This window comes from Blautia sp. HCN-20427 (genome assembly GCF_037890365.1).
Classification (GTDB): domain Bacteria; phylum Bacillota; class Clostridia; order Lachnospirales; family Lachnospiraceae; genus Blautia.
The window spans coordinates 1-15005 of sequence record NZ_JBBKBX010000011.1 but is presented as its reverse complement, the minus strand read 5'-3'; the positions used below and the strand labels follow the sequence as shown (position 1 = coordinate 15005).

Here is a 15005-nt window from a genome sequence, read left to right as displayed (position 1 = left end):
TAGGGAGTTACCTGCCCTCTTTTACCCCTCTTCTTCCAGAATACGGAGATAATGATTTGCTTCCCGAAGGACATGGTCTGCCAACAGAGGAAGGATTACGGAACGTATACTACAGCCCGTAATTCCTTTTGCACCTGCTGCTTTAAAATCACGGTACTTCTCCGTTGTTTCCAGTGTTTTTCCCGTCAGTTGAACCACAGTCCGGCAATCCTGCTTTCTTGCCATTTCCAGCAGACTGCAGTAATCCCCGGCAAAAGCATCTGCCTTTTCTATCAGTTCACATTCTGTGGGGTCAAGCAGCCCGCGGATAAACAACGCATGCTCCATCATAATCTGATTCCAAAATTGCTCTGCAGCTTTTAAATCCTGGGACATCATACACCCCTTTTGTTCCAGCGCTGTAATGGTCTGCCGGTATAATTTTGCCTCCCGGATAATATGTTCAATGAGCAGCGGATAATTTGCCGTATACAGATTACAAGCAAGAACCTCCTGCAATATTTTCTTTTTAAACGCAATCAAACCATTTAACAGATGAAGAACTTTCCGGTTCAAACACTGTATCTGCTGTGTCATTCTCCTGTCCGGACAGTTTCCGCAGCCTGCCCGCAGTTTCTTTTCTGCCTGGGTAATACGGATATCAATGGGAATCTGAGTCAGTTTCCTGGTCTGCCGCTCTGCCATTTCCGTAAATTCCGTGAACACTTCCCCGGAATCTAAAACCTCTTCGCTTACCATTCCGTCTGCCAGGCGTACGGTCTGCTCCAGTACTTTTTCAAATTGTTCGCGGAAGCAGTCTGCTTTGCTTTTATATTCCGTTTCTCCTGCCGGAAAAGCAGCCAGAAGAAACAGCGCGTGTTCTTTCATAATTCTTCCAAAAAACAAATGGGTTTCCAATGATGTGGATACATACTCTTTCATTTCTCTGCATCCCTTATGCATTCACAATGTTTTTATAGTATATGCTGAGAACTGTGGTTTGGGAATATTCACCTTATGTTCTGAAGCCCCATGTAATACGTATTAAAGTTCTATACAATGAAACGGTATCCCGGCCTCTTCCAAAATCTCTATTTCCCTTTTATTACAGCTAAAAAGAATCACTTGAGAATTTCGTTGACTGATATATTTCAAGGTTTCTAAAAGGCGTCTACGATCGTACATGGCGAAAGTCTCGTCCAGCACCAGAGGAAGTTCCTCCTCCCGGCATAAAATTTCCCGGCAGGCCATGCGAAGAGACAGATATACCTGCTCTGCTGTCCCATAGCTGACCTGATGAAGTTCCAGACATGTTTCCTCCGTATCCAGGTAAATCTGAAAATTTTTGTCCAATACAACCTGTCTATATTTTCCCCCGGTAATGCCGCTGATTGCTTCTGACATTTTCCGGGTCAGAATTCCTCCGGTAAATCCCTGCATCCGTTTTGCCGCTTCCTGGAGTTTCTGCATGGCCAGGGTTATGCTTCGGATTTCTTTCCGAATACGAAGAAGCGCTTCATTGTTCCGCCGCAGTTCCCGATATTCTTCTTCCAGATTCTCCAGCCTCGTTACTCTCTCCCGCTGACTTTCCAGAAGAACTTTTTGCCGTTCCCGAATACGCGCATAATTTTCAGCATCCTCTCTCCCAGCATCTTCCGTAAAGGTCTGCCGCTTCTCATAAAACCAGAGTCCTGCTCCTGCTGCCAGAAGAAGACAGAGCAGAAAAGCCATGACAGCAAAAGAAATCCTGTTTCCAATTCCCAGCATGGCAATTACAGCCAGAAAAACCGTCCAAATTCGCCAGATTGTCTGAAATCTCCTGCTGCTTTTTTTCTGCTTTTCTGCTTCTCGCTCCGCTCTCTCCAATTTTGCCGTCTGTCCCTTTAACATACCGCTGTTTTTTTCCAGACTTTTCAGATTCTCTTCCAGATTTTCCATTTCCGCCTGCTCATGTTGTATTTTATAGCGGATTCTGGTTTCTTCCTGTTCTTTCTTTTGCTGTTCTTCTTTTTCCTTCTGTTCCCAGAACTTTTTCCTGCCTTTTAAAATTTCCTCTGCGCCTTCCAGGTTAAAACGGATATCTCCGGTTCCCTGAAAATCTGCCAGATAGTCTCTGAGTTCCGTATATAAGCCTTCCTCGGTCCGGCTTTTTGCCTGGGGAACAAACACCGTGTTTTGAAACACTGTCTCTGATATATTGCCCAGCAGCATATCCAAATCCCCATCTGCAACAGACAAAAGTTCCCCATCCGTCTCGCAGAAAAGTGTTGCCGGGGACTGGGGTACAGAAAAATCTCTCTCCAGCCGAAATCGTTTCTCTCCGCAGGTAAACCAGAGAATCCCCTCATACCGGGCGTTCTCTCCCCATGGTTTATAACGGGTGTAAGTGTCTGTCCGGGAAGCCTTCCCCCTCATTCTGCGCAAACCAAAGAACATGGCACGAAGAAAGGTATGCATGGTGGATTTTCCGCTTTCATTCTCTCCATACACAACATTGATACCTTCCTTCAGAACAATTTCCCGGTTTTGAAATTTCCCAAAACTTTTCAGCAGCAATTTATTTAAAATCATGGCATTTCCTCCCCGGATTCCAAAAGTGCTTCCACACCGTAACCCAATGCCTTTTTCCATTCTTCTGTATCTTCTTCTTCCAGAAGCCGGATATAAGTTTCCAGTATGCTGCCCTTGTATTTTTCCTTTAATGTATCTACAGAATAAGCCAGACGGGTATTATCCTGAATTTCCCGCACATTTCCCAACGGATACAGCCTGTCCGGAAGAAATTCCGTTCCGAAAGCCCTGTTTCCTTCTAAAGTCACGCAGTACAAGTGCTGCACTCCCCGTTCCTGTATGGCTTTTTCCAGAGTGTCTTCCAGAGAAAACTGGGTAGTCTGCTCTTTTACCTGTATCTTGATTCGCTTGTATTCCCGGCGGGCACAGGGTACAAAGGTAATGGAGGTCCCCTGGGAAGTCAGTTCTCCCTTCATATATCCGTGAGGACCTGTTTCATTTTTATCCAACGGTTCCAAAGAACCTGCGTAGACTGCCCGGTCTTTTTCCAATATCTGCGGTTTGTGAATGTGCCCCAAAGCCACATAATCGAATTTTGTTCCCAGAAAGGTATCGCGGCTGATGGGAACATGTTTTTCGTCTCCGCCATGTGCCAGAAGAATGTTTTTGCAAACATTATCTTTCGGCCTTAACTGCTCATAGCGGGGCTCCCGAATTTCCCGGCTGTGATAGCTGAAACCATAAACCCGCACACCGAGGTCGGCAAATTCTACAACTTCCATTTCTTCATTTTCCAGCCAGAATACATTAGGCGCCCACTGGATTCTCTCTTTCATGGGTTTTCCCTTGATATAGTCATGATTTCCCGCAATCAGCACTACTTTTGTGTCCGGTATGGACGCAAAAAGGGCATTCACTTCTTTCAGTTCTCCTGCCAGGGGCTGCCTGTGGAATAAATCTCCTGCAACGAGAAACAGACCGGCATGTTCTCTGCCGGCCTGCTGCACTGCGTATCGAAAACTTTCCCAGATTTCCCGGCTTCTGTCCGCACTCCAGCCATACCCTTTGTCCGGCTCTGCCCCCAGATGCACATCTGCTATATGGAAAAATTTCATAATACTCCTTTTTTATAATTCACAGTTATTTACAGTTCTTGGGAATGGAATGACGTCACGGATGTTCTGCATACCGGTGAGATACATCACGCATCTTTCAAATCCCAATCCATATCCGGAATGGCGGGTGGAACCGTATTTACGAAGGTCTAAGTAAAAGTCATAGTCCTCCTTGTTCAGTCCCAGTTCATCCATTCTCGCACAAAGTTTTTCGTAGGAATCCTCTCTCTGGCTTCCGCCGATAATTTCTCCGATTCCCGGAACCAGACAGTCCATAGCCGCAACCGTCTTTCCGTCTTCGTTCAGCTTCATGTAGAAAGCCTTAATCTCCTTTGGATAATCGGTAACGAAAACAGGACGTTTGTATACCTGCTCGGTCAGATATCTCTCATGCTCAGTCTGTAAATCACAGCCCCAGTATACTTTGTAATCAAACTTATCGTTTGCTTTTTCCAGAATTTCAATGGCTTCTGTATAAGTTACATGGCCAAATTCAGAGTTTAACACATGGTTCAGTCTGTCCAGAAGTCCCTTGTCAATAAAGGAATTGAAGAAGTTCATTTCTTCCGGTGCGTTTTCCAGTACATAGCGGATAACGTATTTCAGCATATCCTCAGCCAGCGCCATGTTATCGTCTAAATCTGCAAAAGCCATTTCCGGCTCAATCATCCAGAACTCTGCCGCATGGCGTGTAGTATTGGAGTTTTCTGCACGGAAAGTCGGTCCGAAAGTATAAATGTTGCGGAAAGCCTGTGCATAAGTTTCCCCGTTTAACTGACCGCTTACCGTGAGGTTGGTAGGTTTGCGGAAGAAATCCTGAGAGAAATCTACTTTTCCGTCTTCGGTCTTCGGAATATCATTTAAATCCATGGTGGTAACCTGGAACATTTCTCCGGCCCCTTCGCAGTCACTTCCTGTAATCAGAGGAGTGTGTACATAGACAAATCCTCTCTCCTGGAAGAACTGATGAATGGCAAAGGCAATCAGGGAACGCACACGGAACACGGCCTGGAATGTATTGGTTCTGGGACGCAGATGAGAAATCGTTCTCAGATATTCCATGGAATGGCGTTTCTTCTGAAGCGGGTAATCAGCTGCAGAATCCCCCTCCACACTGATTTCTGTTGCCTGAATTTCAAACGGCTGTTTAGCCTGAGGTGTAGCTACCAAAGTTCCTTTTACCACAATGGCTGCACCTACGTTTAATTTGGAAATCTCCTGGAAATTGCTCATGGTATCATGGTATACCACCTGCAGAGTTTCAAAAAAACTTCCGTCATGAAGGACAATGAAGCCAAAGGTCTTGGAATCACGAACACTTCTGACCCAGCCGCCCACGGTCACTTCCTTGTCCAGATACTGCTCTGTACTTTTGTAAATCTCTTTTACTGTTGTTAACTGCATTAGCTCTATCTCCTTCCCATATGGTCATCTGTCTGATATTTCAATGGACTTCTTTACAGTATATCCCATTGTTTTGCTGTGTGCAAGGCTAAACTTGGATATTTTCGTCCATAGCAAACCTCCTGTATCCCATATCCTGTTTTTCTTCTCTGTACCGTCTTATTTTTCTCTTCTCTTTTTTGATTTTTCATACAATTTTTATGACATTTTTCCTCTTCTTACTACTTTTAATACAATATCCACATATCTTTTTTATATTTACCGTTATTTTCAACAATTGTAAATATTATAGCTTGTTTTTTCTATGCACATATGCTACCATCGACCCATGCAATGCTTTAAGTATGCTTTAAATATTTCATGCTTTAGCAAAGCGCACTCGCAATTCGGTATTTTATTATTCAGAGAAAGGGGATTTTTATGGAAACAACACGAAAACAACAAATCCGGTCTGCTGTCTTGCAGCATTTGCCCGAAGCCCGGTCCTTAAGCGAATCTTTAGCCAGACACCCGGAACTGTCCTATGAAGAATATGAATCCAGCCGCAAAATCGCAGAACTCCTTGCACAGTCCGGTTTTGACGTCACCTGCCCTTATGCCGGATATGATACTGCCTTTTGCGCCTGTCTGGACAATGGAGACGGTCCGTCTGTGGCCCTCTTAACGGAATATGACGCTCTGCCGGAAATCGAACACGGCTGCGGACACAACCTGCACGGCGCGCTTTCTGTTCTTACAGGCATGTCTCTCATGGAGTTGAAAGACCAGTTTCGCGGCAAACTGTATGTGATTGGAACCCCTGCTGAAGAGGAAAACGGCGCAAAAATCGGCATGGCTTCTCAGGGTATCTTTGATAACATGGCTCTGGCCGTTATGATGCACAGTTGGGCAGGCGGTACTTCCCTTCCCAACATGGACGTTCTCAGCCTGCGCTGCTATGTTGCAGAATTTCACGGTGAAACCTCTCATGCCGTAGCCGCACCCTGGCGCGGAAAGAGCGCTCTGGCTGCTGCCAGAAAGTTTTTAGACCTGATTGACGCCCGAAGGGAATGTTTTACCCCCGATGTTCATGTGAATGCCGTCATTTTAGACGGAGGTAAGGCCCCTAATATCATCCCCGATTATGCCAAAATCCGTATGGAATTCCGTACCGCTTCTCTGTCCCGTCTGGAGGAAGTGGACGAAATGATAAAAAAATGTGCCAATGCCGCAGCTATGGCGCTGGACTGCACAGTTTCTTTAAGCTTTGGACTTTCCGATTTCTACGATATGGTTCGTATCCCCCTTCTGGAAGATACGGTCATCGATTATTTTAAAGAATTCGGTCTGTGCTCCGGTCCCGTTCAGCCGGCTACCGGTTCCTCCGATATGGGCAATGTCAGCTATCACTGTCCTTCCATCCAGCCTCTGCTCTCTATCGCAGAGGAAAATCTGGCCCTGCACACTTCTGCTTTCCGGGAAGCTACCCAAAAGCCTCCCGCTTACGAAGCTCTGGCAAACGGCGCCGAAATCCTCTCTGCACTGGTGCTGAAGGTATTTGAAGATCAGAACTTCCGGGAAAACATACAGGAAGTCTGGAAACAGGAATTAAAGAAAAAAACGGAAAAGTAGAAACGGAGGTTATGCTATGAAGAAAAATTCTGAAACAAAGCAAAAGAAAAAATTTGAACTGCCCCATATTTTTGTTCTGCTCTCTGCCATTATTCTTGTATGCGCTATCGCTACCTGGCTTCTCCCGGCCGGAGAATTTGAACGCGCAGTAAATGAAGCAGGCACCGAAGTAGTAGTGCCAGGAACGTATCATACCGTAGAGTCTTCCCCTGTTGGACTCTTTGACGCTATAAAAGCGATTTACAATGGTATGTTAAATGGCGCTGACGTTATTTTCTTCGTCTTTATTGCCTACGCTGCCATTGGATTGATTATCTCCACCGGCGCTTTCAACGGACTGGTGGCAGGACTTTTGAAAGTATTAAAAGGAAAAACCCGTGCTGTCATTATTCCGATTTTCATTCTGGTGCTGGGCTGTGCTTCTTCCACTATTGGCGTATTTGAAGAAGCCTTTCCTTTTATTCCGATTTTTGTGGGAATTGCCATTGCCCTGGGATATGACGCTGTGGTAGGTCTGGCCATTGTAGCTCTTGGAACCGGTCTGGGATACAGCGGCGCTGTGATGAATCCTTTTACCGTAGGTATGGCTCAGAGTATTGCCGGACTTCCGCAGATGTCTGGAATTCCTTTCCGTCTCGTCTGTCATCTGACCATGATTGTCGTAGCTTCTGCCTTTACCATACGATATGCGCTGAAAGTCCAGGCAGACCCTGCCAAAAGTCTTGTGCATGGTGATAGTTTTGACCATCTGACCATGAATCCGGAAGAAATCGAAAAGCACCCCTTCGGTATCCGGGAGAAACTGGTTCTGGGCGTTCTGGCTGCAGGCATTGCCGTTATTGTCTGGGGTACAAAGATGAAAGGCTGGTACTTTGAAGACTTGAGCGGTGTTTTCCTTATTATGGGAATTATCAGTTCCCTTATTATGGGATGGGGTCCCAATATCATTGCAAAAAAGGTGGCCCGCAGCTTTGCCGATTCCGGACAGGCAGTAACCAGTATGCCGATTATGGCCCCTCTGGCCGACTTATGCGGTATTTCCAGACAGGTAGCAGTCCTGGCATTCCAGTTTGGTGACGGTCTCTCCAATATTATCTGGCCAACTGCCATGACACCGATTATGTGTGGTATCGCCGGGGTAAAAATGGATAAATGGTGGAAATTTATTGTTCCCCTTTTCCTCATACTGCTTGTAACCCAGGGAGTTTTAATCGCCATTGCAACCTGCATTTGGTAAGGCAATAAAAAGCCGCATGCCGTCCATAGGAAGGATTTCTGTATTCTCTCCCTATGCACTGCATGCGGCATTTTTAATTTTCATAATTCATTAAAATCCGGTATACATTTACAGGCCGCCCTTTGTTTCCGCTTCTTTTCAAGCCCGCCACTTGGGCATATCCGTTTTTTTCCAGATTAGAAAGAAACTTATTGGCCGTCCGAAGAGAAATATGCAGGGCATCCATGAGTTCCTGTGATGTGATTTCTGCTGTTCCATACGTTTGCATAACGCCGATAACCTTCAGAATCGTCTCAGAAGACAACTTTACCCGATTGGCAATTTCACTGATATACCCTTCTGAAACATTAATGGGCTGTTCTGTACTGCCCTTTTTCAAAACAATCAGGTTTTCTTCCCCGTCAATTAACACACTGGCGCAGCCATTTCCCTTGATGTTTCTCCCGTAATGAGACGCGTCTATGGCATTTAGTCTGGCCTGAGACAAATTATTTCCGAATCCATATCCTACGGCCCCCGTAAAACCTATCTGCTCCTGCAGCCAGGCGCCAATTCTGCATTTTGAAAATCCCTCTGTGATTTTTCGCAGAAATGCATAATCGGTAATATATTCCAGACCTGCGTAGTTTTCCTTTAGCATCATCTGATTCAAATGCTTTTTATTGAATTGTTCCATAGCCTTTCGGATATCCGGGCTTTTCCTGTCTGCCTCATCCAAATCAATGTATATCACGGCCGGTATTTTCTTTTTCATAGACTTTAAAGAAATATTTTTCTGCAACCCTTCCATAATCTGCAAGAAAGCCTGTACACTGGGATATACATAGAAACACTCTACATCAAATTCCTGTAAGCTTTCTGCCACAGAATGAAAGTAAGTAATCACCATATCAAACCGGTTCTTACGGCACTGTTCTCTATAGTATTGGCAGATAGCCTGTTCTTCTTCGTCAATCTCTTCCACAGTTTTCATTTTTTCCCATTTCTTTTCGTATTCATGCACGGCCTGGGAAAATTTCTCTGTACGAATAAGATTTTCCAAATCTGCATTTCCTCTCAGAAAATCCATTCCGATTCTGGAAAGGCTGTGCACTCCGGATTCCACCATTTTCTGCAGCAAAATCCGGTAAGTGTTTTCCATATCTATAGGAGAATAAGCCAGACACACCTGGTCTTCCTCGGATATAAGAAGTTCAAGCGCATGGTAAGGCATGATTCCACTGACATAAATTCCGTCCACCCGGTCTTTTAATTCGTAGAAACATGCCTCCAATTCCTCAAAGGTGCTGTAGGAAACAAATTCAGTCTGCACTTTTGGCAAAAGACTCTTCTGCCACTGTACAGCGTGTTCCCTGTAATGTTCTTTCAGCAATAAGGCAATTTTCATTTCAAATTCTCCGGATTCAGTCCTTCCAGTTCCGGTACTACAAATCTGCCGTCTTTTCTCACCAGCACATCATCAAAATAAATCTCGCCGCCGCCGTATTCCGGTCTCTGTATCAGCACCAAATCCCAGTGAATGGCAGAATCGTTTCCGTTGGGCGCCTCATCGTAACATCTTCCCGGTGTAATGTGGATAGAACCCTGGATTTTCTCATCGAAAAGTGTATCCTTCATTGGGTGCAGCACATAGGGATTCACCCCAATAGCAAATTCGCCTACATATCTTGCCCCTTCGTCAATATCAAATACTTTATTGATTCTCTCTGTATCATTTGCCGTAGCCTTCACAATTTTACCATCTTTAAATTCCAGACAGATGTTCTCATAAGTAAATCCCTGGAATGCAGACGGTGTATTATAGCACAGCGTACCATTGATAGAGTTTCTCACCGGGGCTGTAAATACTTCTCCGTCCGGGATATTGCACTCGCCGCTGCAGGGAATAACAGGCACATCTTTAATGGAGAAAGTCAAATCCGTTCCCGGAGCCGTAATGCGCACTTTATCCGTTTTTTCCATGTATTTTACAAGAGATTCCATGGCTTTTGCCATCTTATTGTAATCCAGTGTACACACATCAAAATAGAAATCTTCAAAAGCTTCCTGGCTGGTATTGGAGAGCTGAGCCATAGAAGCGTTTGGGTATCTGAGCACTACCCATTTTGTCTTTGGCACACGGATATCCCCGTGCACCGGAGTGCTGTAATACTGCTCGAAAAGATTCATCTTCTCTGCCGGAACATCTGCTTTTTCAGAGACATTTGCCCCTCCCCGGATACCGATATAGCAATCCATTTCCGCCATCTCTTTTCCGTCAATTTCAGCCATAAGTTCTAACTGTTCTTTTGTGCAGTGCAGCAGCATTTCTCTGTCCACCTGCGGGTCAATAAAGTGAGGGAAAGGCAGGCCTCCTGCCTCATAAACCTCCTTGATAATCTGTCTTGCCAAAGCTGTGGTTTCATACCCGGTATAATTGATGTATACCTTTTCCCCCTGCTGCACACGGCAGGAATGATGTACCAGCACCTTTGCCAGTTTTTTAATTCTTTCGTCCATAGTTTTTTTCCTTTCTGCAATTATTCTCCAATATTTTCTACATAACAGATAAATACATTTCCGTTTTCTTCAAAAGCCTTGGTACTGTCCTGCAGTCCCATAAGTTCAGTCTCCTGGGTCTGTGGATTATACAGCGTGGTATTATAACTGTCAAATCCTACAATCACCCGCGCCTGTCCGTCCTTACTCTTTACAATGACCGGACGCTGTACGCCAACTTCATATAAAACCTGCTCCAGCGTACATCCTGTGAGATTCACAACCGTTCCTTCTCCTTTTAAGTCGTCCTTTAGCTGACTGACATCAAGGGGCGCGTTCTTCACCGCATCCGGAATATCCTCCAGAGCAATGCTGGCTTTTGCCGCTGTATTGCTTCTCTCCCAGAGGTACTGCTGACTGCTGTTCAATACCACACCAGCCTGCTCATCCGCCGCTTTTACTGCCTCTGCAGCACTTTCGTAAATCCCCCATAGTTTTCCCATGGCATACACATAATATTCTTCCCCGACCTTCGTCTCATTTTTCATATCCAGCACATCATCTTCGGAAAGTTCTGTAAATTTTGCTTCCATAATCAACGGTTCCTGGCTGCTGCCGCCTGTGAACTGCAGTCCCATAACAGCGGCCTGACGTACAGTAGACAGCATTACCACAGAAAAGGTTTCATCCTGCTTGTCCTTCACATTATTCAAAATCTGTCCGTTACTGACCTTCTGATAGGTATCTCCCTGCTTCTGGGCTCTCTCCAGTTCCAGAAGGTTGTCCTGGAAGATAACGTCCATAATATAATATCCGTCCTGCTGATAAGTTTTCTTAACCTCTCCTTTTGAATTCTGAATACGAATTTCCGTCATGGCAAAATCCGTTTCTCCTGCACTGTTCTGCTTAATGTCGCCATCTTTTGCCACACCATAAACGACATCATTGTTAATAAAGCCAAACAGCCGTATTTTCGTACCGTCCTCTGCTTTTATCTCCTGTTTCATATTTTTCTCCATATCCAGAAGCGTAATGACCGTCGTATTATTCTTATCCATACCTTCCATCCAGGCCGCATACCGCTGATTTTCTGAAACTTTGAAACATTCTTTATCAATATCCTTCTGCATCACAGTATAACTCTTATCTTCCATCTGAATGTCATACAACTGTCCGCCTAACAGCACATAAAAATGTCCGTCTTTGCTGATATAAGAAAAATCCTGAATTTCCTGCTGCAAAAATTCAAAAGATTTTGAGGAAGACAGGAAAAATTTTTCCTCAATCACATTCTGTTCAGATGAATAGTGATAAACAGCTGTTCCTACACAGCCCTCGTGCTCTCCACGATTCATATACCCATAAAGCACAAAATCAATATCTCCGTTCTTGCTGACCCGAACCAAATCAATATCATGCTGTGAATAGTCATTGCGCTCATCATTGCTTCCTACATCCCGAAAACTGAATACCCTGGTGAGTTTATTGGTTTCCAGATTGTAAGACCACAAATCTCCCTGCTGCACAAATGCCACAATTTTCCCTGCGCTGTCAGACAGATACTGAATATCTTTTCCGGTAACTCCAAGATTCAGCTGACCTTCTGATACAATATTCTGTTCCGTAGTCAGCACTTCTTTGGCCGAGCGTTGGAAATCCAGAAGACGCACTCTCGTCTGGTCATACCGCATACGGTAAAACTCATCCACCTGATACCGCTCCACTTCGCCGTTTTCATTTTCAGCAGTAATATAATAGGTAATAGAAACGCTTCCCGTATTTTCATTGATTTCCTTAATGGAGGGAATACCCGGTCTGCTCAGTTCCGGAGCCAAAGACCCCCAGGTCACCATTTCCAGGCTGGCATGAATATCCAAATCGTTAAAACTATTGTTGGAGATACTGCTGTCCGTTTCCAGATAGGTCCGCAAATCTCCGTTGTCCTCCTGCATCAGGGACTTGGTATAAAAACTGTTGACAAAGTCGATATATTTATCCGTACTAAGCCCTGCTCTCTGAATCAGCCTTGTATAATAAGTCCAGCTTCCGGCCTCTGTATTTAAGGTAAAACTCAGAGAGTATTCCTGATTCATCAGAATGGATTTCTGCAAAGTAAACTCCGCAGTAAGTTTTCCGTCTGCTTCTTCCTGAAAGTTTTTAATCTTATTGTTTTCCACAACCTTACTTCCATCTGCAGTCCTGATTTCATACACCAGACTTTCGATTTTTCTCCCATACGGGGTAATGCTTACGGCCAGTGTTTTATCTGTTCCCACAGGGGTCAGCGTATCTCTCATATAAGACTCGTCCATATCCTGGGCATATCCGTACATGCGGTTTACCTCCGTATTTCCGATTTTCATGGCCATACAGGGAATGACTGCTGTCTGCAGGTCTGTCTTATTGTCTGTGTTCTGACTATTCATCAGTCCACTGAATCCAGCTACGCCTAATAAAAAAACAAGTATCAGTACCAGAATTCTCGCTATTCGTTTTTTCATCTAAAATCCTTCCTAATCTATGGTTTCAAACAACAGCTTCTGGAGCGTAGGCACTGCATGAACTTCTTCTATACACTTCTCCCATGCCTTCCTTTGCTGTTTTTTCGTACTTTCATTTCTTACTTTCTCATTTTTTACCGCACGAATCAAAAGATTCTTCGGTGTATGTTCTATATCAATAAACTCCAGAATCTGTGTATCATATCCTGCACTCTGCAGCATCTGTGCCCGCAGGCCATCTGTGAGAATCGCTGCAAAACGCTCTTTTAAAATTCCATATTCCAAAATGGGCGCCAACATCTCATTATCGATCTGCCCATTTAATTCATGCTGACAGCAGGGTACAGAAAGAATCACGGCTGCACCCCATTGCACTGCTTTTGCCAGCGCATAATCCGTAGCTGTATCACAGGCATGAAGCGTAACCACCATATCTACTTTCTGCATGTCTTCATAGGACGCAATGTCTCCCTGCTGAAAATGCAGCTTCTCATAACCGTACTTTCTGGCAAGTGCTTCGCATTTTTCGATAACGTCTGCTTTCAAATCCAGTCCTGTCACACGGATATCATAATGTTTCAATTCTTTCAAATAGTAATACATTGCAAACGTAAGATACGACTTTCCGCACCCGAAATCCAGAATTTCCACTTCTCTGTCTTTTGGAAGCTTTGGCAGAATATCCTCAATAAACTCCAGAAAACGGTTTAACTGTTTAAATTTGTCATATCTGGAATTTTTCACCTTTCCCTCCTGGCTCATAACCCCAAGGTCCAAAAGCCAGGGCACGGGAATTCCCTCTTTCAGTACATAATTCTTCGTCCTGTTGTGTGAAAGCATAGGCGGATACTCCTGGGCCTTCTTCCCTTTTTGTTCTTTCACTGTAATTCTCATACTTCCCTTTTTACTTACCAGAACCGTTCCCTGTACAGTCCTGGATTCAAGCTGGAGCTGCCGGAAATTTTCTGTCATCTGGCAGCATAAATAAGATACCAACGCCTCTTTTTCATAATTTTCGTGAATTTCTTTAGGCCCTAACGTCCTTGTTACCTGATAAAAAATTCCGTTTTTCATCTGTATCGGACGCACCTGTATCTTGGAAATGCCGTCTTTTTTTCTGGCATTACTGACAATCACTCGTCTGAGATTTACATTCACATATTTATTCAAAAAGTCTCTTAAATCTGTCATAATTTTCCCCTGTATTTTTCTATTTCCCCTTATTCTCTTAAAGTTCCTGCAATTCACTACTATTGTAAAAGTTTTAGCGGAAATCCGCAACCCCAAAAAGAACAGTTTTGGAGAACTTCTTTTCTCTTTTTCACCAAAGTTTTCTGCAGCGATTTCTTCTGCACCTTCTTCGGTAAATTTCCTGGCACAGCAAAGTCCCCGTCAGGGTCTCCCAGAATCCCTCCTGCCTCTTTCCCCTGCTTTCCATTGCTTCCAGTTCTCCTGCGCCTTCCATCTGCCTGCAGATTTCCCGGCAGGTTCTCTCTATCTGCCACTTATCCGGATATTCATCATAGATAAAGCTGCCCTCATAGTCCAGTCTGTCGCATGCATCTTCTACAAACGCCTGAGCCAGAACCGTTTCCTTAGGATAATAGGAATAAATCAGGGACTTCTCCTTTTCTGCCTCCGCTTCCTGTCGGTAATGTTTTCCCTCTGTGCGATAAAATGCCTTTCTATGCTCCATCGATGCCATATGACTGCTTTCCTTTGGTTTTTTGTTCTTATTAGTATATTCCCTTACTGATGTTTGCGTGAAAAAATAGACAACCTACCATAACTAACATACAAAAAAAGAAGCGACCAATCAGGAACCGCCTCTCAAAAACCTCATCTATATCAAACATCTATGCAGATTTTAAAATACAAAAAACTCCCCCTGTTGGACTCGAACCAACGACACTGCGGTTAACAGCCGCATGCTCTACCGACTGAGCTAAGGAGGAATATAAAAAAGAGGCGCCAACCAGATTTGAACTGGTGATAGAGGTGTTGCAGACCTTTGCCTTACCACTTGGCTATGGCGCCATATACTATATTATACTTACATATTTATAAAATATGCAAGTATTTTTAAATGACTCCTACGGGAATCGAACCCGTGTTACCGCCGTGAAAGGGCGATGTCTTAACCGCTTGACCAAGGAGCCAAATGTTATC

Annotated in this window: 11 protein-coding genes and 3 tRNA genes; 2 read left to right on the top strand and 12 right to left on the bottom strand. The window is 44.4% G+C overall.

What is annotated here, in order from left to right; all coding sequences use genetic code 11:
* Positions 1–21 precede the first annotated feature (21 nt).
* From WKT17_RS08345 to asnS, 4 genes are all read right to left on the bottom strand, one after another.
* A complete protein-coding gene (locus tag WKT17_RS08345; protein WP_173748880.1) occupies positions 22–921 on the bottom strand; it encodes a DUF2935 domain-containing protein in 900 nt (299 codons plus the stop codon).
* Between the two features lie 102 nt (positions 922–1023).
* Positions 1024–2550: an AAA family ATPase gene (locus WKT17_RS08340; RefSeq protein WP_291681915.1), complete on the bottom strand. Its 1527-nt coding sequence runs from the start codon at positions 2548–2550 to the stop codon at positions 1024–1026.
* Positions 2547–3605 (bottom strand): metallophosphoesterase family protein, encoded by a 1059-nt coding sequence (locus WKT17_RS08335; protein WP_173748878.1) that lies wholly within the window; start codon positions 3603–3605, stop codon positions 2547–2549. Before WKT17_RS08335 ends, WKT17_RS08340 begins: the two co-directional genes overlap by 4 nt.
* 12 nt (positions 3606–3617) lie before the next feature.
* Positions 3618–5009, bottom strand: a complete 1392-nt coding sequence (asnS, locus tag WKT17_RS08330) for an asparagine--tRNA ligase (RefSeq protein WP_173748877.1) — start codon at positions 5007–5009, stop codon at positions 3618–3620.
* Between the two features lie 420 nt (positions 5010–5429).
* Here asnS and WKT17_RS08325 point away from each other — a divergent pair, with 420 nt between their 5' ends.
* Complete coding sequence (locus WKT17_RS08325; RefSeq protein WP_294541335.1) at positions 5430–6620, top strand: amidohydrolase; 1191 nt, start codon at positions 5430–5432, stop codon at positions 6618–6620.
* Between the two features lie 16 nt (positions 6621–6636).
* Entirely contained in the window at positions 6637–7857 is a 1221-nt protein-coding gene (locus tag WKT17_RS08320) for a YfcC family protein (protein WP_294541334.1), read from the top strand.
* Between the two features lie 73 nt (positions 7858–7930).
* Here WKT17_RS08320 and WKT17_RS08315 read toward each other — a convergent pair whose 3' ends face one another.
* The 8 genes from WKT17_RS08315 to WKT17_RS08280 form a co-directional block, all read right to left on the bottom strand.
* Positions 7931–9244: a winged helix-turn-helix domain-containing protein gene (locus WKT17_RS08315; protein ID WP_340272373.1), complete on the bottom strand. Its 1314-nt coding sequence runs from the start codon at positions 9242–9244 to the stop codon at positions 7931–7933.
* Complete coding sequence (locus WKT17_RS08310) at positions 9241–10356, bottom strand: aminopeptidase (RefSeq protein ID WP_173748873.1); 1116 nt, start codon at positions 10354–10356, stop codon at positions 9241–9243. Before WKT17_RS08310 ends, WKT17_RS08315 begins: the two co-directional genes overlap by 4 nt.
* A 20-nt stretch (positions 10357–10376) precedes the next feature.
* Positions 10377–12836, bottom strand: a complete 2460-nt coding sequence (locus tag WKT17_RS08305) for a hypothetical protein (protein WP_294541331.1) — start codon at positions 12834–12836, stop codon at positions 10377–10379.
* Between the two features lie 12 nt (positions 12837–12848).
* Positions 12849–14027, bottom strand: coding sequence for a class I SAM-dependent methyltransferase (locus tag WKT17_RS08300; protein WP_294541330.1), 1179 nt, complete (start codon positions 14025–14027; stop codon positions 12849–12851).
* A gap of 130 nt (positions 14028–14157) precedes the next feature.
* Positions 14158–14541 carry a hypothetical protein gene (locus tag WKT17_RS08295; RefSeq protein ID WP_226853537.1) on the bottom strand — a complete coding sequence of 128 codons (384 nt, stop codon included), beginning with the start codon at positions 14539–14541 and terminating at the stop codon, positions 14158–14160.
* Positions 14542–14718: 177 nt separating this feature from the next.
* A tRNA-Asn gene (locus tag WKT17_RS08290) sits at positions 14719–14791 on the bottom strand.
* An 11-nt stretch (positions 14792–14802) separates the two neighbouring features.
* Positions 14803–14873, bottom strand: a tRNA-Cys gene (locus tag WKT17_RS08285).
* Between the two features lie 50 nt (positions 14874–14923).
* Positions 14924–14995 (bottom strand) — tRNA-Glu (locus tag WKT17_RS08280).
* Positions 14996–15005: the final 10 nt, after the last annotated feature.